The organism is Pseudomonas sp. MOIL14HWK12:I1 (assembly GCF_000510705.1).
In the GTDB taxonomy this organism is placed as follows: Bacteria; Pseudomonadota; Gammaproteobacteria; order Pseudomonadales; family Pseudomonadaceae; genus Chryseomonas; species Chryseomonas oryzihabitans.
Genome location: NZ_KI783309.1, coordinates 86,651 through 104,668 on the forward strand (window position 1 = coordinate 86,651; position 18,018 = coordinate 104,668).

At 67.4% G+C, this 18,018-nt stretch carries 19 protein-coding genes; 9 read left to right on the plus strand and 10 right to left on the minus strand.

The window, feature by feature from the left end:
* Positions 1 to 11 precede the first annotated feature (11 nt).
* From fis to PSEK12I1_RS0121545, 9 genes are all read right to left on the minus strand, one after another.
* Positions 12 to 329 (minus strand): DNA-binding transcriptional regulator Fis, encoded by a 318-nt coding sequence (gene fis / locus PSEK12I1_RS0121505; protein WP_026083845.1) that lies wholly within the window; start codon positions 327 to 329, stop codon positions 12 to 14.
* Positions 326 to 1,318, minus strand: coding sequence for a tRNA dihydrouridine synthase DusB (dusB, locus tag PSEK12I1_RS0121510; RefSeq protein WP_027602886.1), 993 nt, complete (start codon positions 1,316 to 1,318; stop codon positions 326 to 328). The genes fis and dusB overlap by 4 nt, the downstream gene beginning before the upstream one ends.
* 155 nt (positions 1,319 to 1,473) lie before the next feature.
* Entirely contained in the window at positions 1,474 to 2,925 is a 1,452-nt protein-coding gene (locus PSEK12I1_RS0121515; protein ID WP_027602887.1) for a DUF3426 domain-containing protein, read from the minus strand.
* Between the two features lie 108 nt (positions 2,926 to 3,033).
* On the minus strand, positions 3,034 to 3,909 hold the full coding sequence (gene prmA, locus PSEK12I1_RS0121520; RefSeq protein ID WP_027598937.1) for a 50S ribosomal protein L11 methyltransferase: 876 nt from the start codon (positions 3,907 to 3,909) through the stop codon (positions 3,034 to 3,036).
* Positions 3,910 to 4,003: 94 nt separating this feature from the next.
* A complete protein-coding gene (accC, locus tag PSEK12I1_RS0121525) occupies positions 4,004 to 5,350 on the minus strand; it encodes an acetyl-CoA carboxylase biotin carboxylase subunit (protein WP_027598936.1) in 1,347 nt (448 codons plus the stop codon).
* Between the two features lie 16 nt (positions 5,351 to 5,366).
* A complete protein-coding gene (accB, locus tag PSEK12I1_RS0121530; protein WP_007161586.1) occupies positions 5,367 to 5,834 on the minus strand; it encodes an acetyl-CoA carboxylase biotin carboxyl carrier protein in 468 nt (155 codons plus the stop codon).
* A 53-nt stretch (positions 5,835 to 5,887) separates the two neighbouring features.
* Positions 5,888 to 6,334: a type II 3-dehydroquinate dehydratase gene (gene aroQ / locus PSEK12I1_RS0121535; protein ID WP_007161587.1), complete on the minus strand. Its 447-nt coding sequence runs from the start codon at positions 6,332 to 6,334 to the stop codon at positions 5,888 to 5,890.
* 116 nt (positions 6,335 to 6,450) lie between these two features.
* On the minus strand, positions 6,451 to 8,205 hold the full coding sequence (dsbD, locus tag PSEK12I1_RS0121540; RefSeq protein ID WP_027602888.1) for a protein-disulfide reductase DsbD: 1,755 nt from the start codon (positions 8,203 to 8,205) through the stop codon (positions 6,451 to 6,453).
* Between the two features lie 51 nt (positions 8,206 to 8,256).
* Positions 8,257 to 9,876: a PleD family two-component system response regulator gene (locus PSEK12I1_RS0121545; RefSeq protein WP_017641054.1), complete on the minus strand. Its 1,620-nt coding sequence runs from the start codon at positions 9,874 to 9,876 to the stop codon at positions 8,257 to 8,259.
* 268 nt (positions 9,877 to 10,144) lie between these two features.
* Between PSEK12I1_RS0121545 and PSEK12I1_RS0121550 the strand changes: the two genes are divergently transcribed.
* The 7 genes from PSEK12I1_RS0121550 to PSEK12I1_RS0121580 all read left to right on the plus strand — a co-directional run bounded on the left by PSEK12I1_RS0121550 (position 10,145) and on the right by PSEK12I1_RS0121580 (position 15,590).
* The gene (locus tag PSEK12I1_RS0121550; RefSeq protein WP_007161590.1) at positions 10,145 to 11,161 is read left to right on the plus strand and encodes a DUF2333 family protein; all 1,017 of its coding nucleotides are present in this window, start codon (positions 10,145 to 10,147) and stop codon (positions 11,159 to 11,161) included.
* Positions 11,161 to 11,712: an NUDIX hydrolase gene (locus PSEK12I1_RS0121555; protein ID WP_027602889.1), complete on the plus strand. Its 552-nt coding sequence runs from the start codon at positions 11,161 to 11,163 to the stop codon at positions 11,710 to 11,712. Before PSEK12I1_RS0121550 ends, PSEK12I1_RS0121555 begins: the two co-directional genes overlap by 1 nt.
* A 143-nt stretch (positions 11,713 to 11,855) precedes the next feature.
* Positions 11,856 to 12,200 (plus strand): translation initiation factor Sui1, encoded by a 345-nt coding sequence (locus tag PSEK12I1_RS0121560; protein WP_027602890.1) that lies wholly within the window; start codon positions 11,856 to 11,858, stop codon positions 12,198 to 12,200.
* 86 nt (positions 12,201 to 12,286) lie between these two features.
* A complete protein-coding gene (speA, locus tag PSEK12I1_RS0121565; protein WP_007161593.1) occupies positions 12,287 to 14,200 on the plus strand; it encodes an arginine decarboxylase in 1,914 nt (637 codons plus the stop codon).
* A 64-nt stretch (positions 14,201 to 14,264) separates the two neighbouring features.
* Complete coding sequence (locus PSEK12I1_RS0121570) at positions 14,265 to 14,519, plus strand: hypothetical protein (protein WP_007161594.1); 255 nt, start codon at positions 14,265 to 14,267, stop codon at positions 14,517 to 14,519.
* Positions 14,516 to 15,079 carry a lipocalin family protein gene (locus PSEK12I1_RS0121575; protein WP_007161595.1) on the plus strand — a complete coding sequence of 188 codons (564 nt, stop codon included), beginning with the start codon at positions 14,516 to 14,518 and terminating at the stop codon, positions 15,077 to 15,079. Before PSEK12I1_RS0121570 ends, PSEK12I1_RS0121575 begins: the two co-directional genes overlap by 4 nt.
* A gap of 16 nt (positions 15,080 to 15,095) precedes the next feature.
* Positions 15,096 to 15,590, plus strand: a complete 495-nt coding sequence (locus PSEK12I1_RS0121580) for a YbhB/YbcL family Raf kinase inhibitor-like protein (RefSeq protein WP_027602891.1) — start codon at positions 15,096 to 15,098, stop codon at positions 15,588 to 15,590.
* Between the two features lie 17 nt (positions 15,591 to 15,607).
* Here the strand turns inward: PSEK12I1_RS0121580 and PSEK12I1_RS0121585 are convergent, their stop codons facing one another.
* Positions 15,608 to 16,411 (minus strand): hypothetical protein, encoded by an 804-nt coding sequence (locus PSEK12I1_RS0121585; RefSeq protein WP_027602892.1) that lies wholly within the window; start codon positions 16,409 to 16,411, stop codon positions 15,608 to 15,610.
* A 132-nt stretch (positions 16,412 to 16,543) separates the two neighbouring features.
* Between PSEK12I1_RS0121585 and pip the strand changes: the two genes are divergently transcribed.
* Entirely contained in the window at positions 16,544 to 17,509 is a 966-nt protein-coding gene (gene pip / locus PSEK12I1_RS0121590) for a prolyl aminopeptidase (protein WP_027602893.1), read from the plus strand.
* Positions 17,506 to 17,943 carry a D-aminoacyl-tRNA deacylase gene (dtd, locus tag PSEK12I1_RS0121595; RefSeq protein ID WP_027602894.1) on the plus strand — a complete coding sequence of 146 codons (438 nt, stop codon included), beginning with the start codon at positions 17,506 to 17,508 and terminating at the stop codon, positions 17,941 to 17,943. The genes pip and dtd overlap by 4 nt, the downstream gene beginning before the upstream one ends.
* Positions 17,944 to 18,018: the final 75 nt, after the last annotated feature.

Below are 18,018 nucleotides of genomic sequence, written 5' to 3' on the forward strand. Positions count from 1 at the left end.
GATGAGGCGGATCAGAGCAGGTCGTATTGCTTGAGCTTCTTGCGCAGGGTGCCGCGATTGAGCCCGAGCATCTCCGATGCCTTGGTCTGGTTGCCCTTGACGTAATTCATCACGCTTTCGAGCAGGGGGGCTTCCACTTCGCAGAGCACCATGTTGTAGACGTCGGTCACCGGCTGCCCATCGAGGTGGGCGAAATAGTTGCGCAGCGCCTTTTCCACGCTGTCGCGCAGCGTCTGGCCCTCCTGCAGGGGAGCGGTCAGGTGCTGCTTGAGGTCGCCGTTGTCACTCACGGGCGCTGTTCCAGTCAAAGTCTCGGTCATCGAATTCATGCCACCTGCTTCCCGATCGGGGGCTGCGCGAAGAACGCGCGAATGCTGGCGTGCTGGGCTTGGGTGTCTTGCAGTCGGTTGAACTGGGCGCGCGATTCCGCGGCGCCCGGCCGGTCGGCCAGGTACCAGCCGACGTGCTTGCGGGCGATGCGCACGCCCATTTCCGGGCCGTAGAAGGCATGCAGGGCGTCGAGGTGCTCCAGCAGGATGGCCTCCACCTCGGCATCGCTCGGCGCCGCCAGATGCTCGCCGGTCGCCAGGTAGTGGGCGATCTCGCGGAAGATCCAGGGGCGGCCCTGGGCGGCGCGGCCGATCAGCAGGCCGTCGCAGCCGGTGTGCTCGAGCACGCGCCGGGCCTTTTCCGGGCTGTCGATGTCGCCATTGGCGAACACCGGGATACCGACCGCCTGCTTGATCGCGGCGATGGTGTCGTACTCGGCGGCACCCAGGAACCTGTCGTCACGGGTGCGGCCGTGCACGGCCAGTGCCTGGATGCCGGCGGCTTCGGCCAGCTGCGCGATGCGCAGGCCGTTGCGATTCTCGGGATTCCAGCCGGTGCGGATCTTCAGGGTCACCGGCACGTCCACCGCGGCCACCACGGCGGCGAGGATCTCGGCCACCAGGGCCTCGTCCTTCATCAGCGCGGAGCCGGCGGCCTTGTTGCAGACCTTTTTCGCCGGGCAGCCCATGTTGATGTCGATGATCTGGGCACCCAGTTCGACATTGCGCTGGGCCGCTTCGGCCAGCATTGCCGGATCGCCGCCGGCGATCTGCACCGAGCGCGGTTCCTGCTCGCTGGCGTGGATCAGGCGCAGCCGCGACTTGCGGCTGTCATAGAGCCGCACGTCACTGGTCACCATTTCCGACACGGCCATGCCGGCGCCGAGTGCCAGGCACAGGCGCCGGAAGGGCAGGTCGGTGACCCCGGCCATGGGCGCGAGAATCAGCGGATTGGGCAAGGTATAAGGGCCGATGCGTACCATCGACATATCTTTTTCCCTGGCGAATAGGCGCCTGTTCCGCCTGCGCCGGAAACCGGCCGCGGACAGGGGCTGCTGTGCTTGAAAAGGGTTGGGAATGATACCCGCTCGCCGCCTCCGGATAAAGCGCGAGTTGGCTAGTTTATGAGCAATTCGCCCTGGCGCTACTCCGGCGAGAAGAAGCTCAGGCTGTAGTTCACCGCGCGCGGACCGGGGTCGAGAATGTCCAGGGCGATGTGGATCGGCGTCTGCGGCGGCATCTCGTCCTGGCCCTTGAGCTCGCCGTTCAGGTACTCGCCGGGCTTGAAACGGCGGCTGGCGAGCAACTGGCCGTTGAGGTCGGCGAAGCGCAATTCCAGCAGCGGAAAAGGCTGCGAGAAGGGCGCCCGGTTGTAGAGGATGGCATCGACGCGCAGGGCCCCGGAAAATTGCGGATGGCTGCGCACCACCAGGTTGCTGCTGCGGATCTGCTGGACATCGACCTTGGACGGCACCTTGCAGCCCAGGCTGGCGCAGGCCTGGACGAACAGCGGGCGATAGCTGTCCTGCCGCGCCAGTTCGTCGAAGTGGTAATAGACGTACTGGCCGGCCAGGCCGAGCAGCGCCAGCAGGCAGAGCAGGATCCACAGCAGGCGGCGACCCCAGTGCGGGCGCCGTGGCTGGCTGTCCAGCTGCAGCGGATCGTCGTGCAGGTCCAGCAGGGGATCGTCCTGCCATTCCGGTTCGCTGCGCAGGGCGGTCGTGGCCTTGGCCGGCAGCGGCTCGTCGCCGTCGCGCGCGGCGCTGAGGGGTTCGGCAACGGGCTCCTGCCAGTCGTCGAGCCGACCCAGGCCGGGTTCGGCGCGTTCGTCGTCGTCGGCTTCGACCCGCCCGAGTGCCGGCTCCTGGCGTTCACGCGGGGGCGCGGTGGTGAGGGGCGCGGGCGGCGTGGCCGGGGCGGGCTTGAGCGGGGCGCGGGTGGCCGCGAGCGGTGCCACCGGTGCGGCCGTCGGCACGGGAGCGATGGCCGGCTCCGGCCGGGCCTCCACGGCGGACTCAGGCTCGGGCTCGGGCTCCGGTTCCGGCTCGGCGGCGGGAAGCGGCAAGGGGGCGGGCTGCGGCTCGAACTCGACCTCGGGTTCGGCCGGCAGGCGCAGGGATTCCGGCTCGGGTTCGCGCTCGGCGGAGGCGGCGCCGAGCGACGGCAGTTCGAAGGGGTCTTCGTCGTCCTGGGGGCGATGGGCTGCCAGGCCCTGGGCCGGTGCCGGTTCTTCCCGCGGTGCGGCCACGGCAGGAGGCGTTGCCTCCGCGGGCGGGGCTGCCGGCGCGATCGGCGCGCGGCGCTGTTCTTCCAGGGCGCCCAGGCGGGCGACCTCGGCGTCCAGCTCCAGGTGGCTCAGGTCCAGTTCGTCATGGGGCCAGGCCGCTTCGCTGGGGGGCGGCGCCGGTTCGGCCACGGGCGCGGGTGGCACGGGCATGGGCTGCGGCGCCGTCAGGGGCGCGGCCTGGTTGCTGGCGTTGAACACTTCCAGGCAGACGCCACAGCGTACGTCGCCGTCCGCGGCAGCCAGGTGTTCCTGGGTGACGCGGAAGCGGGTATGGCAATGCGGACACTGGGCGACGAGGGATTCGGTCATGGCGAGGCGACAGCCAGGGAGTGAAGCGCGCTAGTGTACCCGAAGGCCCTGGCGAAAGAAGGGCCTCCACCGGGCCGCCGGGTGAGCGGACCGGTGGCGGTACGCAGGTCAGCGACGACGGGTGCCGCTGATGCGTACCCAGCCGTCCAGGGTGGCGGTGGGTTCCAGGTCGAAGCAGCCGGCATAGGCGGCGCGCACGTCCTCGGCCTGCTCGGCGAGGATGCCGGAAAGGGCCAGGCGACCGCCGATGCGGGTCAGGCGGGTGATCTGCTCGGCCAGGCCGACCAGCGGACCGGCGAGGATGTTGGCCACCACCACGTCGGCCGGCTCGCCTGGCAGATCAGCGGGCAGGTACAGCGGAAAGCGTGCCGGGTCGATGCCGTTGCGATTGGCATTCTCCCGCGAGGCTTCCAGGGCCTGGACGTCGATGTCGGTGCCCACGGCGTGCTCGGCGCCCAGCAGCAGGGCGGCGATGGCGAGGATGCCCGAGCCGCAGCCGAAATCCAGCACCTGCAGGCCCTGGACCGGTTCGCCGTCCAGCCACTGCAGGCAAAGCGAGGTGGTGGGATGAGTGCCGGTGCCAAAGGCCAGGCCTGGATCCAGCAGCAGATTGACCGCCTCGGGTTCCGGGGCCTCGTGCCAGCTGGGCACGATCCACAGTCGCTGGCCGAAACGCATGGGCTGGAAGTTGTCCATCCAGCTGCGTTCCCATTCCTGATCTTCCAGGCGCTCCACCTCGTAGACGAGGCCGTTGGCCAGGAGCTGCACGCGCTGCTCCAGGGCGGCGGCGTCGGTATCGCCTTCGAACAGCGCCAGCAGGTGGGTCTGGGACCACAGCGGGGTGGTGCCGAGATCCGGCTCGAAGATCGGCTGGTCCTCGGCGTCCATGAAGGTCACCGAGACGGCGCCCAGTTCGAGCATGAGGTCTTCGTAGGTTTCCGCCTGGGCGGGGGTGAGGGCGAGGCGGACTTGCAGCCAGGACATGGTGGGCTACCTGAATCGGGTCAAAGCGGGGAGGGTAAATGAAAACGGGCTGCCCGAGGGCAGCCCGTTCGCTGAATCAGAGCTCGTCACGTCCTCAGTGGCGCAGGCCGAGCTTCTTCTCCAGGTAGTGGATGTTCACGCCGCCCTGGCCGAAGGCCTGGTCGCGGGTCAGCATCCGGTGCAGATCGGCATTGGTCTTGATGCCGTCGACGATCAGCTCGTCCAGAGCGTTGCGCATCCGGGCCATGGCCTCGTCGCGGGTCTTGCCCCAGGTGATCAGCTTGGCGATCAGCGAATCGTAGTTCGGCGGAACCTTGTAGCCGCTGTACAGGTGCGAATCCACCCGCACGCCGTTGCCGCCCGGTGCATGGTAGTGCTTGACCAGGCCCGGAGAGGGCATGAAGGTCTTGGGATCTTCGGCGTTGATCCGGCACTCGATGGCGTGACCGGTGATCTTGATGTCTTCCTGCTTGATCGACAGCGGGTTGCCCGCGGCGATGCTGAGCATCTCCTTGACGATGTCGACGCCAGTGATCATCTCGGTCACCGGATGCTCCACCTGCACGCGAGTGTTCATCTCGATGAAGTAGAAGCGACCGTCTTCGTAGAGGAACTCGAAGGTGCCGGCGCCGCGGTAGCCGATGTCGATGCAGGCCTTGACGCAGCGTGCCAGGACTTCTTCGCGGGCCTTCTCGTCGATCTGGGGCGCAGGCGCCTCCTCGATGACCTTCTGGTGACGGCGCTGCAGCGAGCAGTCGCGGTCATAGAGGTGCACGGCGTTGCCCTGGCCATCGGAGAGCACCTGGACTTCCACGTGACGCGGATTGCCGAGGAATTTCTCCATGTAGACCATGGAGTTGCCAAAGGCGGCGCCGGCTTCGGTCTGGGTCAGCTTGATCGACTTGATCAGCTCGGCCTCGTCCTCGACCACGCGCATGCCGCGACCACCACCGCCACCGGCGGCCTTGATGATCACCGGATAGCCGACTTCGCGGCCGATGCGCAGGCACTCGGCCTCGTCATCCGGCAGGGCGCCGTCGGAGCCCGGCACGGTGGGGACACCGGCCTGCTTCATGGCGTTCTTGGCGGACACCTTGTCGCCCATCAGGCGAATCACGTCGGCGGTGGGGCCGACGAAGGCGAATCCGGACTGCTCCACCTGCTCGGCGAAGTCGGCGTTCTCGGCGAGAAAGCCGTAGCCGGGGTGGATGGCGGTGGCGCCGGTGACTTCCGCGGCACTGATGATGGCCGGGATGTTCAGGTAGGACTGGGGCGAGGGGGCCGGGCCGATGCACACCGATTCGTCGGCGAGGGACAGATGCATCAGCTCGCGGTCGGCGGTGGAATGAACCGCCACCGTCTTGATGCCCAGCTCCTTGCAGGCACGCACCACGCGCAGGGCGATTTCCCCGCGGTTGGCGATCAGGACTTTTTCCAGCATCGTGGGCTCCACGGGCTTAGACAATGGTGAACAGCGGCTGGTCGAATTCGACGGGCTGACCGTTCTCGACCAGCACCTGGCCGATGGTGCCGCTGGCTTCGGCTTCGATGTGGTTCATCATCTTCATGGCTTCGACGATGCACAGAATGTCGCCTTTCTTCACCTGCTGGCCGACTTCGACGAAGGCCGGGGTGGTGGGCGAGGAGGCGCGGTAGAAGGTGCCGACCATGGGCGAACGAGCCACGTTACCGGTCAGTTGCGGCGCGGCGGCTTCGCTGGCGGGTGCAGCGGCAGCGGCCGGCGCGGCAGCCGGGGCCGGGGCGGCGACCGGAGCGGGGGCAGCGGCGTAGACGGTCTGCATGCCCTGGCCGCGGCCGGTGTTGCGGCTGATGCGGACGGATTCTTCGCCTTCGCGGATTTCCAGCTCGTCGATACCGGACTCTTCCAGCAGCTCGATCAGTTTCTTGACTTTACGGATGTCCATTGGCGTTGGCTCTCCCCTCGGGTTCTGGTGATGTTCTGGATATTGAGTCGCGCTCAGCCGCGGGCGGCGAGCTGTTCGCAGGCGGCTTCCAGGGCCAGGCGATAGCCACTGGCACCGAGCCCGCAGATGACACCGACCGCCACGTCGGAAAAATAGGAATGGTGGCGGAAGGCCTCGCGCTTGTGCACGTTCGACAGGTGCACTTCGATGAATGGGATGCTCACCGCGAGCAAGGCGTCACGTAGGGCGACACTGGTATGGGTGAAGGCAGCCGGATTGATGAGGATGAAATCCACCCCTTCGTCACGCGCGGCATGGATGCGTTCGATCAGCAGGTGCTCGGCGTTGCTTTGCAGGTATTGCAGGCGATGCCCCGCCGCAGTGGCGCGGGCTTCGAGATCGGCGTTGATCTGGGCCAGGGTGGTGGCCCCGTAGACGCCCGGCTCGCGGGTGCCCAGGAGATTCAGGTTGGGCCCGTGCAGTACCAGCAGATGCGCCATAGCCACTTGCCTCGCGATTTCGCAACCAGATTGGCCGCGGACTATGCCGCAACCGGAGGTGACTGTCCAGTCGCTAGACGTTTGCCGGAAATGCCCGCACGTTGGGCGAAATTCTTTTAATCGCTGGCGATAAGCCTTTTTGCTTCACCGAGTCGGGCGAGAAAACCCGCGGCGTCGATTTCGCCGACGATGCGCGCCTGGGTCTGCTCCTGGCCACTGCCGGCATAGAACAGGATCGCTGGCGGACCGAACAGTCCCTGCCGTTCCAGCCACTGCCGCTGTTCCCGGGTGCTTTGCGTCATATCGAAGCGGATCAGCGTGAAGTCGCGCAAATGCGCCTGGACCTCGGGATTGCCGAACACCTCGCGCTCGATCAGCTTGCAACTGATGCACCAGTCGGCATAGACGTCCACCAGCACCGGTCGCCCCTGGCCGAGACGGCTGGCCAGGGCCGCCGGATCGCTGAGGCTGTGCATGACGTCCGCGCGGCCGGCCACGGCGGGCGCCGCGGCGTCGCCCAGCGGTCGCAGGGGATCGCTGGCCCCACGCAGGGCGCCGATACCGGCGGTCGCGCCGTAAACCACCAGGGTCAGGCCGGCGAGTTGCAGCAGCCGCTGACGGGGTGGCTTGGGTACGAATTCCAGGGCGCCGAGAAACAGCCCGACGCCGGCCGCCAGCAGGCCCCAGGCGGCCAGCGCCAGCGGCCCCGGCAGCAGCCGTTCGAGCAGCCACAGGGCTACCGCCAGCAACAGGACGCCGAAGGCATTGCGCATGCCCACCAGCCAGGCGCCGCTGCGTGGCAGCAGGGCGCCGCCACCGGCGGCGATGAGGATCAGTGGGGTACCCATGCCCAGGCCCAGGGCGAACAGCGCCAGTCCGCCGCCGAGCCAGTCGGCGGTGCTGCTGATATAGAGCAGCAGGCCCGCCAGGGGCGCCGAGACGCAGGGCGAGACGATCAGGCTGGAGAGCACGCCCAGGGTGGCCGCGCCGCCCAGGGAACCGCCGCGGGTGCCGCTGGCCAGCTGCTCCAGGCGCTCGCGCAGGACCGCCGGCAGGCGCAGTTCGAAGAGACCGAACATGGCCAGGGCGAACAGCGCGAACAGCGCGGCGAAGGGAATCAGCACCCAGGCCGACTGCAATTGCGCCTGCAGATTGAGACTGGCGCCAAAGACGCCCATGAGCGCGCCCAGGGCGGCGAAGCTCAGGGCCATGGGCACCACATAGGCCAGCGCCAGCAGCAGGCCACGTCCGGGGCGCGCCTTGCCGGCCAGGACCACCGCCGAGACGATGGGCAGCATCGGCAGGACGCAGGGCGTGAAGGTCAGCCCGAGTCCGGCGAGAAAGGCCAGCAGAATCCTGTGCCAGTCGAGCTGAGCGGGGACGGGCGCGGTGGCGGCCGGGGTCGCAAGCGCAGGGCCGGCGATGTCCAGGGTGCGGGTTTCCGGCGGATAGCAGAGGCCGCGATCGGCGCAGCCCTGGTAGGTCACCTTGATCTGGCCGCCACGGTCGGGCGCCAGGGGCAGGGGGATGTCGACGCCGGCGTGATAGACCTGGACGTCGCCGAACCATTCATCGTGCTTGGGCTCGCCGGGCGGCAGGGCTACCGGCGCGGTGAGCAGGCCGGGGTCGGCGTCGAAGGCGAAGCGTTGCCGATAGAGGTAATAGCCCTCGGCGATAGTGAAGCGCAGCTGGGGGCGGCCGTCGGCGTCGCGGCGCTGCTCCAGGCGAAAGGCCTGATCCACCGGCAGGAATGGCTGACTGGAGCGCTGACCGTCCAGGCCCAGCGCGGCGCTCGGGCGTGGCGCATCGAACAGGCCAGCGGCGGCGGGCAGGGTCAGCAGCAGGGTGAGCAGGAACAGCAGGACACGCATGGGCTTCTCGGCGATCGGCAGCGGCCGATCATAGCAGAGGCATCTGGCTGGTCAGTCCTGGCCGTACTGGCGTACGCAATTGCGTCCCGCATGCTTGGCGGCATAGAGGGCTTCGTCCGCCTGTTTGGCCAGCGCGGGCATCTCCTGGCCGGGCTGCAGCTGCGCCACGCCGGCGCTGAAGGTGCAGCTGAGTTCCTTGGGCGGCGCCGGATAGTGGATCTCGGCGAAGCGCTGGCGGATCTCGTCGATCAGGCGGGTGGCGGTGGCCAGGTCGGTGTCGGGCAGCACGATGGCGAATTCCTCACCGCCATAACGGCCGATGTGGTCGGACTTGCGCAGGCGCTGCTTGAGGAACAGCGCCAGGCTCTTGATCACCCGATCGCCCATGGGATGGCCGTAGTGGTCGTTGACCTGCTTGAAGTGGTCGATGTCCAGCATGGCGAAGGTGATCGGCCGCTGGCTGCGCCGGGCGCGGAAGCAGGCGTCTTCCAGCAGTTGCAGGGTGTGGGTGTGGTTGTACAGGCCGGTGAGGCTGTCCTGGACGATGCGCGCCTGCAGGCTGCGCGCCCGGGCCGCGCGGGTACGCACCGTGGCGATCAGGTGGCGCGGCTTGATCGGCTTGGTGAGGAAGTCGTCGCCGCCCTCGCTCATGGCGTCCAGCTGCTTGTCGAGGTCGTCCTCGGCCGACAGGTAGATGATGGGCACGCTGACATAGCGCTCGTGCTGGCGGATGACCTTGGCCAGCTCGGTGCCGGTGCACTCGGGCATGTACATGTCGAGGATGATCAGGTCGGGCACGAATTCGGCCAGGTGCGCCATCACCGCGCCGGGTTGCATCAGGGTGCGGGTGACGATGCCGGCGCTGTTGAGCGCCATCTCCGTGGCCATGGCCTGGGCGCGGGAGTCGTCCACCACCAGGGCGCGGATCGGATCGTAGTAGACGGTGCGGGTGAGGGTCTCGATCTTTTCCAGCAGCCGCGCCGAATCCAGGGTGCCGGTGTAGAACTCCTGGCCGCCGGCGCGTACCGCGGCCAGGCGAAAGGGGGTGTCGGCTTCCTGGTGGCTGTAGAACAGCACCGGCAGCTTGCGCTCCAGACCGGTCTGGGCCTCCAGCGCCAGCTGGATGCCGGCACCCGCGCCGCCGAAGTCCACGTCCATGACGATGACCGCCGGGTGACGGCTGTCCATCATCGCGCGGAAGTCGTCGGCGCCGTGGATGATCTGGATGGTGACGCCGAAGTATTCCATCTGCTGCGCCAGGCGCTCGGCACGCTCGGTGTCGAGCAGGGCGATGTAGATCGGCTTGCGCAGCGGCGGCAGGCTGGTGGTTTCCAGCTGGTCGCCCTGGCGCAGTCCGGTGCGCGACAGGCTCTGCATGGCCAGGCTGAGTTCGGTGATGGCCTGGCTGTTGAGACGGCCGCGATTGGCGGCGACCTGGGCCAGGGAGGCGCCGATGGCCTCGGCGAGCTCGGCATGGCCCTGCTGCTCGAAGCGCTTGGCGTATTGCAGCAGGCGTGCGTTGGCGTCGGTCAGCTCGACCAGGCTGCCAGCCGTCCACTCGTCTCGTTGCAGCCGTTGCCAGATCTCCAGCACCTGGCGCGACTGGTGGATGACCCGTTGCGCGAAGTGCAGCTTGAGGCGGTCCCGGCTCGGATCATCTGGTTCGCTCACGAATTGTTCCGTCATTCTTGAGGTGGTGGCCCTATGCTACCAATTGCTGGCGAGCAGGGGAGAGGCGGTACCCTGGTTAGCGGCGGCTATGCCGCTCGCATGGACACTGTCGGTCGCTTCTGGAGTAGCGTCCGTCGCCTGTTACCCTAGTCTCGGAAGTGGCTGACCGGGTGCCTGGCGCCCGCGCCGGCCGCCAAGGCTGCGCAACCGGCGCCGCAGGCAGGGGTCCAAGCGCCAACACCTTTGAAAAAATTGCAAGGAATTGCCCATGCGGGAGTGGAACTTGAGGTCGGGATGGCTCCGGCTGGTGGCAGTGCTGGTCGCGCTCTACCTGCTGGTCACCCTGGCGATAGGCTGGTATTGGAGTCGCGAACCGGATTTCTTCCCGGTGCAGCAGCATGCCCAGGAGGCGGCCGCGGCCAGCGGGCGCAAGCTGGTGCTTGGCTACACCACGGTCGAGACCCTCAAGCAGGTGGCCGGTACCCTGCTGGACAAACCGGGTGGCTATCTCTCCAACGACATCTTCCCGCCGGGCCTCTGGCTCGACGACATGCCGTCCTGGGAATACGGCGTGCTGGTGCAGACCCGCGACCTGGCACGCGCCCTGCGCAAGGACTTCGCCCGTTCCCAGTCGCAGTCCACCGAGGACGTCGACCTGGCCCAGGCCGAGCCGCGCTTCAACTTCGACAACCACAGCTGGGCCATGCCCTCGTCGGAATCGGAATACCGCGCCGGCATCGCCTCCCTGGACCGCTACCTGGCGCGCCTGGGTGGCCAGAATGCCCAGGGCCAGCCCACCGCCTACTTCTATTCGCGTTCGGACAACCTGCGCAACTGGCTGGGTGACGTCGAGACCCGCCTGGGTTCGCTGTCCCAGCGGCTGTCCGCCAGCGTCGGTCGGGTTCGCCTTGACGCCGAGGTGCGGCCGAACCAGGACATCCCCGCCGGCCAGGTGCCGGAGGTGCACGAGCAGCGCGTCGAGACGCCCTGGCTGCAGATCGACAACGTCTTCTACGAGGCCCGCGGTCAGGCCTGGGCGCTTTCGCACATCCTGCGCGCCATCGAGGTCGACTTCGCCGACACCCTGGCGAAGAAGAACGCCACGGTGAACGTGCGCGAGATCATCCGCGAACTGGAAGCGGCGCAGCAGCCGGTCTGGAGTCCGATGATCCTCAACGGCAGCGGCTTCGGCATCCTGGCCAACCATTCGCTGGTGATTGCCAACTACATCTCCCGCGCCAACGCCGCCATCATCGACCTGCGCCAGTTGCTGGAACAGGGCTGATGACGCCGGACGCTCGCGAAGCGGCGCATCGCGCCGCCTCCGACCGGGAAGGGGTGGTCTGGGTCGATCGCGACGACCGCATCCAGGGTGAATTGCCGCGGGCGGAACTGCGTGCCCGCGGCCTGATCGGTCGCTGCACCTTCATCCTCCTGTTCAATGACGCCGGCGAACTCTGCGTGCACCGGCGCACCCTGAGCAAGGCGCTCTACCCAGGCTACTGGGACGTCGCCGCCGGCGGCATGGTGGCACCGGGCGAGAGCTATGCGGAGTCGGCCGCTCGCGAGCTGGCCGAGGAACTGGGCGTCAGCGGCGTGCCCCTGCGCGCCCATGGCACCTTCTATTTCGAGGAGCCGGGCAATCGCCTCTGGGGCGGCGTGTTCAGCGCGCGCTGGAACGGTCCGTTGCGGCTGCAACCGGAAGAGGTACTGGAGGCGCGCTTCCTGGCCCCGGCGGCCATCCTCGACGACGCGCGTCAGCGACCTTATTGCCCGGATTCGCTGGAAGCCCTGCAGTTGGCGCTCAGCCGCGCGGATGTCGCATCCCTGCCTTAATTTCTCGCATTCGCGCCTTAGCATCCGCGGACGATGCTGCTACATTGCGCGGCCCCGGACCAGCGCGGCCCGTGCCGGCCGGCGCTGCGTCCAAGGCTTCCTCCAGGCGCCCGGCGCCTGAACCCGACTGGGAGGACCGTCCCTTGAGCAAGAAAACCTCGTCGCTGTCGGATCTCAGCCGGCTGGTGTACTCCACCGACGTCGGCCGCATTCGCCCGGAAGAACCCCAGGCCGCGGCTCCGGCGGGCGACGGCATTGCCCGGGTGCGCCGCGAGACCAAGGGCCGTGGCGGCAAGACGGTGACCACGGTCAGCGGCGTGCCCTTGGGCGAGGAGGAGCTCAAGGACCTGGCCAGCGCGCTCAAGCGCCGCTGCGGCACCGGCGGGGCGCTCAAGGATGGCGTCATCGAGATCCAGGGCGACCATGTCGACCTGTTGCTCGGCGAACTCGAAAAACGCGGCTTCAAGACCAAGAGATCGGGCGGCTAGGCCAGGCCTTCCAGCCTCCGCGTACAACTTACCGCCCCTGGCGGCGGTCCATCCAAAGCAAGATTCCCTACAGGAGATTCCCGCGAATGTCCCCACGACGCACGCGCAAAGATGACGGCAGCCAGTGGACCGTGGCGGACAGCCGCAGCGTCTATGGTATTCGCCACTGGGGTGCCGGCTACTTCGCCATCAGCGACGCCGGCAACGTCGAAGTCCGCCCCCACGGCCCGGACGGCCAGCCGATCGACCTCCATGTGCTGGTCGGCCAGCTGCGCGAAGCGGGGCTGTCGCTGCCGCTGCTGGTGCGTTTCCCCGACATCCTCCAGGGCCAGGTGCGCCACCTGACCGGTGCCTTCGATCGCAACATCGAGCGCCTCGACTATCAGGGCCGCTACACCGCCCTCTATCCGATCAAGGTCAACCAGCAGGAAGCGGTGGTGGAAAACATCATCGCCACCCGTGACGTCTCCATCGGCCTGGAAGCCGGTTCCAAGCCGGAGCTGATGGCGGTGCTGGCGCTGGCGCCCAAGGGTGGCACCATCGTCTGCAACGGCTACAAGGACCGCGAATTCATCCGCCTGGCGCTGATGGGCCAGAAGCTGGGCCACAGCGTCTTCATCGTCATCGAGAAGGAATCCGAGGTCCCGCTGGTGATCGAGGAGGCGGCCGAGCTCAAGGTCACGCCCCAGGTCGGCCTGCGGGTGCGGCTATCGTCCCTGGCGTCGAGCAAATGGGCCGACACCGGTGGCGAGAAGTCCAAGTTCGGTCTCTCCGCCGCCCAGCTGCTGTCGGTGATCGAGCGCTTCCGCGCCGCCGGCCTGGAGCAGGGCGTGCGCCTGCTGCACTTCCACATGGGCTCGCAGATCGCCAACCTGGCCGACTACCGCCAGGGCTTCCGCGAAGCCATCCGCTACTACGCCGAGCTGCGCGCCCTGGGCCTGCCGCTGGACCACATCGATGTCGGCGGCGGTCTGGGCGTCGACTACGACGGCACCCACTCGCGCAACGCCAGCTCGATCAACTACGACATGGACGACTACGCCGGTACCGTGGTCGGCATGCTCAAGGAATTCTGCGACCAGCAGGAGTTGCCGCATCCGAACATCTTCTCGGAAAGCGGTCGCGCCATGACCGCCCACCACGCCATGCTGGTGATGCAGGTCACCGACGTCGAACGCCACAACGACAGCGTGCCGGCCAGCGAGCGCTTCGAAGGCAAGGCCGAGGTGGTGCAGTGGCTGGCCGAGCTGCTCGGCGACACCGATCCGGAGATGGTCACCGAGACCTACTGGCGCGCCACCCAGTACGTCAGCGAAGCCGCCGCCCAGTACGCCGCCGGCACCCTGAGCCTGAGCGACAAGGCCCTGGCCGAGCAGTGCTACTTCGCCATCTGCCGTCGCCTCTACAACCAGCTCAAGGCGCGCCAGCGTTCCCACCGCCAGGTGCTCGACGAACTCAACGACAAGCTGGCCGACAAGTACATCTGCAACTTCTCGGTGTTCCAGAGCCTGCCCGACACCTGGGCCATCGACCAGATCCTGCCCATCGTGCCCCTGACCCGCCTGGACGAGGAGCCGGTGCGCCGCGCCGTGCTGCAGGACCTGACCTGCGACTCCGACGGCAAGATCAAGCAGTACGTCGACGAGCAGAGCATCGAGACCAGCCTGCCGGTGCACGAGGTGCGCGAGGGCGAAGACTATCTGCTGGCGGTGTTCCTGGTGGGCGCCTACCAGGAGATCCTCGGCGACATGCACAACCTGTTCGGCGACACCGATTCGGTGAACGTCTACCAGGACGCCGACGGCAGTGTGCGCCACGGGGGCATCGAGACCCACGACACCATCGAGGACATGCTCAGGTACGTGCACCTCTCGCCCGAGGAGCTGATGACCTACTACCGCGACAAGGTCGCCAGTGCGCGCCTCACCGCGCGCGAGCGCACCCAGTTCCTCGACGCCATGCGCCTGGGCCTGACCCGTTCCTCCTATCTCGCCGGCTGACGAAGCGAACCCTGGCGGCCGGGCGGGCTCTATAGCCTTGCCGTCAGGATGGAGGAGCAGAGGTATGAAAGGGCGCTTGGCGCTGTTGCTGGTGGGCAGTCTGATGCTGGCTGGCTGCGGCAAGGTCAATCAGGAAAACTATTCCCGGCTCAAGGCCGGCCAGACCAAGGCCGAGGTGGAGCAGATCCTGGGTGCACCCACGGAATGCGCGGGTGCCCTGGGCGTCACCACCTGTACCTGGGGCGATCGCGGCTCCTTCATCAGCGTGCAGTATCTCAACGATAAGGTGGCGATGTTCGCCGGGCAGGGTCTGCGATGAAAACCTCTACCAAACTGCTACTGCTGGCGGGTGCCGCCGGACTGCTCGCGGCCTGCGCCAGCGGCCCGCGCGAAGTCCCGCCGCTCACCGCGGGCAATGTCGACCTGCAGCGCTACCAGGGACACTGGTACGAGGTGGCGCGGCTGCCGATGTTCTTCCAGCGCAAGTGCGCCCAGTCCGAAGCCAACTATCACGTCATGGCCGACGGCTCGGTCGCCGTGTTCAACCGCTGCCGTACCCTGGACGGCAAGGTGGAGGAAGCCACCGGCACCGCCACCCCCATCAAGCCGGGCGTGACCGATCGCCTGGAAGTGCGCTTCGATACCTGGTTCAGCGGTGTCCTGCCCAATGTCGCCAAGGGACCCTACTGGATCCTCTATGTCGACGACGACTACAAGACCGCCCTGGTCGGCAGTCCGGATCGCAAGTACCTCTGGTTGCTGGCGCGCAAGCCCGACATTTCCGCGGCGCAGAGCGAAAAGCTGCTGCGCATCGCCCGCGAGAAGGGCTACAACCTCAATCGTCTGGTCTGGCGCGAGACCGACGCCCACATGCCCTAGGCCACAGGAGCTCCCCGTGAAACTCTGGACCGATGCCTTTTCCGACAACGCCTTCATGCCCAAGCGCCACGAATTCGACGTGGCCGACTTCGGTGCCCACGGCGACAACATCTCGCCCGCGCTGCAGTGGTCCGATCTGCCGGCCGATACCAAGAGCCTGGCGCTGACCGTCTACGATCCGGACGCCCCCACCGGCAGCGGGTTCTGGCACTGGGTGGTGGTCAACATCCCGGTCGGTACCCAGGGCCTGGCGGAAGACGCCGGCCGCGCCGATGGCTCGGGTCTGCCGGCGGGCGCCCTGCAGCTGATCAACGACTATGGCACCCGCGGCTTCGGCGGCGCGGCGCCGCCCAAGGGTGACAAGCCGCACCGCTACATCTTCCAGCTGCATGCGCTCAAGGTCGATCAGCTGCCGGTGCCGGCGGACGCGACCAATGCGGTCGGTCGCTTCATGATCCACCTCAACCAGCTGGCTTCGGCGACCTACACCGGTCTCTACGAGATCAAGTAGGGCCGCGGACGGACGGGCTAGAGCACGTCCGTCGAGGTCGCCAGGCGGATGCCGGCGGCGCGCATCTCGGCGAGGAAGGCGTCGCCCTGGGCTTCGAAGCCCGGTACCGAATGACTGCAGTCGGTCAGCAGCACCAGGTCCTGGCGCCTCTCCCGCGGCCAGAATTCCAGCAGATCGCGAACGGTGCTGGCCACGCAGTGCGAAAGCGCCTCGCCGGCGATCAACAGGGTATCGGTCGCCTGGAGGCGGGCGATCAGGCCAGCGTCCACCGCGGTGCCCGGGTCCGCCGGATCCGGGACCTCGGCGCGCAGCGCCGAATAATGTTCGGTATGGGGATTGCTGCCCTTGGCGATGAAATCCACCAGGCGTCCCTGCTGCCGGCCCCAGGCATTGAGCGCCTGATGGACATCCTGCTGCACCCCATGGCCCCAGCCGCCCACCAGGCAGTGCTCCGGCCAGATCACCAGGCGATAGCGACCCCCGGCTTCCAGCGCCTGCACATAGGCCAGCGCCCGGGCACGTTCGGCTGGATCACGGGTCTGCCAACGACCGCTGGCCACCTCGTCCGCACCGATCTGGGTAAAGGGCGCCGGTGGCTGGCCCTGGGCATCCTGCCAGCTGTGCGGATGGGCGATGTGCAGCGGCTGATGGGAGTCCAGGGTCACCTGCACCCCGCGGAGGCGGGCACCCAGGCGCTCAATCAGGGCCGCGACGCGCCGCAGCCCGGCCACCGCACCGGGCACCGGCAGGGCCGCACCCGGCAGGTCGCAGAAATCGTTTTGCGGATCGATCAGCAGCAACTGCAGCTTGGCATGGGACATGGCGATCTCCTCTGGCGACTGGCCGTCGATGGTGCGGGTGCCACTGGACGCGAAGCAAGCCCGGGTAGCGTGGAAACCCGGTAAGGTGCAGGTCTATGATGAAGGGGCCGACCCTGCCCCGCGGAGCGCGACATGCTGAATCTGTATCCGGAAATCAAGCCTTACGCCCGCCACGAGCTGGCCGTCGAAGCGCCCCATGTGCTCTATGTCGATGAGAGCGGCTCGCCGGATGGTCTGCCGGTGCTGTTCATCCATGGCGGACCCGGCTCCGGATGCGATCGCCTGAGCCGGCGCTTCTTCGATCCCAATCTCTACCGCATCGTCACCTTCGATCAGCGCGGCTGCGGTCGCTCCACGCCCTACGCCAGCCTGGAGAACAACACCACCTGGCACCTGGTCGAGGACATCGAGCGCCTGCGCGAACACCTGGGCATCGAGCAATGGGTGCTGTTCGGTGGCTCCTGGGGGTCGACCCTGGCGCTGGCCTATGCCCAGCGCCATCCCGAGCGGGTCAAGGCCATGGTCCTGCGCGGCATCTTTCTCTGCCGCCCGGTGGATCTGCAGTGGTTCTACCAGGAAGGCGCGAGCCGGCTGTTTCCCGATTTCTGGCAGGACTATCTGCACCCCATCGCCGAGGAAGAGCGCGGCAACCTCATCCAGGCCTACTATCGCCGCCTGACCGGTCCGGACGAACTGGCACAGATGTCCGCCGCGCGCGCCTGGTCCTGCTGGGAGGGGCGTACGGTGACCCTGAGGCCCAATCCCGACGTGCTGGAGAAATTCAGCGAGCACGCCCTGGCCATCGCCCGCATCGAGTGCCACTACTTCATCAACAATGCCTTCCTCGAGCCCGACCAGCTCCTGCGCGACATGCCCCGGATCGCCCATATCCCGGCGGTGATCGTGCACGGCCGCTACGACATGGTCTGCCCGCTGGACAATGCCTGGGCCCTGCACCACGCCTGGCCGGGCAGCGAATTGCAGATCATCCGCGACGCCGGTCATGCGGCCAGCGAGCCCGGTATCTGCGACGCCCTGGTGCGGGCGACCGACCAGATCGCCCGCCAGCTGCTCGATCTGCCCCAGGAGGCCGAGTGAAGGCGCTGCTGCAAAGGGTCAGCCGCGCCAGCGTCGAGGTTGAGGGCCATACGGTCGGCGCCATAGGCGCGGGCCTGCTGGTCCTGGTCGGTATCGAACCGGCGGATGACGAGGCCGCCTGCAGCCGCATGCTCAAGCGACTGCTGGAGTACCGGGTGTTCGCCGACGGCGAGCAGCGCATGAATCTGTCCCTGCAGGACGTCGGCGGCGGCTTGCTGCTGGTCTCCCAGTTCACCCTGGCCGCCGATACCCGCAGCGGCCGCCGGCCGAGCTTTTCCAGCGCCGCGCCACCGGCCCAGGGCGAGCGGTTGTTCAACCATCTGGTAGGCCTCGCCCGCGACCTTCATCCCGAGGTTCAGACCGGTCGTTTCGGCGCCGACATGCAGGTTTCCCTGGTCAACGACGGACCAGTGACATTTTTATTGTCGATTTAGTGAGGGCGCCCCTTACAGCGCCCTGCCAAGTGTCTATGATTGCGCAGTTCGAGTTTGAACGGTCGTCCAACTGGG

Bases quoted from the DNA above. Each gene is read 5' to 3' on its own strand.
- pip (WP_027602893.1), top strand. From the start codon at position 16,544: ATGCTGAATCTGTATCCGGAAATCAAGCCTTACGCCCGCCACGAGCTG.
- accB (WP_007161586.1), bottom strand. From the start codon at position 5,834: ATGGACATCCGTAAAGTCAAGAAACTGATCGAGCTGCTGGAAGAGTCC.
- PSEK12I1_RS0121515 (WP_027602887.1), bottom strand. From the start codon at position 2,925: ATGACCGAATCCCTCGTCGCCCAGTGTCCGCATTGCCATACCCGCTTC.
- PSEK12I1_RS0121585 (WP_027602892.1), bottom strand. From the start codon at position 16,411: ATGTCCCATGCCAAGCTGCAGTTGCTGCTGATCGATCCGCAAAACGAT.
- fis (WP_026083845.1), bottom strand. From the start codon at position 329: ATGAATTCGATGACCGAGACTTTGACTGGAACAGCGCCCGTGAGTGAC.
- PSEK12I1_RS0121570 (WP_007161594.1), top strand. From the start codon at position 14,265: ATGAAAGGGCGCTTGGCGCTGTTGCTGGTGGGCAGTCTGATGCTGGCT.
- accC (WP_027598936.1), bottom strand. From the start codon at position 5,350: ATGCTGGAAAAAGTCCTGATCGCCAACCGCGGGGAAATCGCCCTGCGC.
- dsbD (WP_027602888.1), bottom strand. From the start codon at position 8,205: ATGCGTGTCCTGCTGTTCCTGCTCACCCTGCTGCTGACCCTGCCCGCC.
- prmA (WP_027598937.1), bottom strand. From the start codon at position 3,909: ATGTCCTGGCTGCAAGTCCGCCTCGCCCTCACCCCCGCCCAGGCGGAA.
- PSEK12I1_RS0121555 (WP_027602889.1), top strand. From the start codon at position 11,161: ATGACGCCGGACGCTCGCGAAGCGGCGCATCGCGCCGCCTCCGACCGG.
- PSEK12I1_RS0121550 (WP_007161590.1), top strand. From the start codon at position 10,145: ATGCGGGAGTGGAACTTGAGGTCGGGATGGCTCCGGCTGGTGGCAGTG.
- speA (WP_007161593.1), top strand. From the start codon at position 12,287: ATGTCCCCACGACGCACGCGCAAAGATGACGGCAGCCAGTGGACCGTG.
- aroQ (WP_007161587.1), bottom strand. From the start codon at position 6,334: ATGGCGCATCTGCTGGTACTGCACGGGCCCAACCTGAATCTCCTGGGC.
- dusB (WP_027602886.1), bottom strand. From the start codon at position 1,318: ATGTCGATGGTACGCATCGGCCCTTATACCTTGCCCAATCCGCTGATT.
- PSEK12I1_RS0121575 (WP_007161595.1), top strand. From the start codon at position 14,516: ATGAAAACCTCTACCAAACTGCTACTGCTGGCGGGTGCCGCCGGACTG.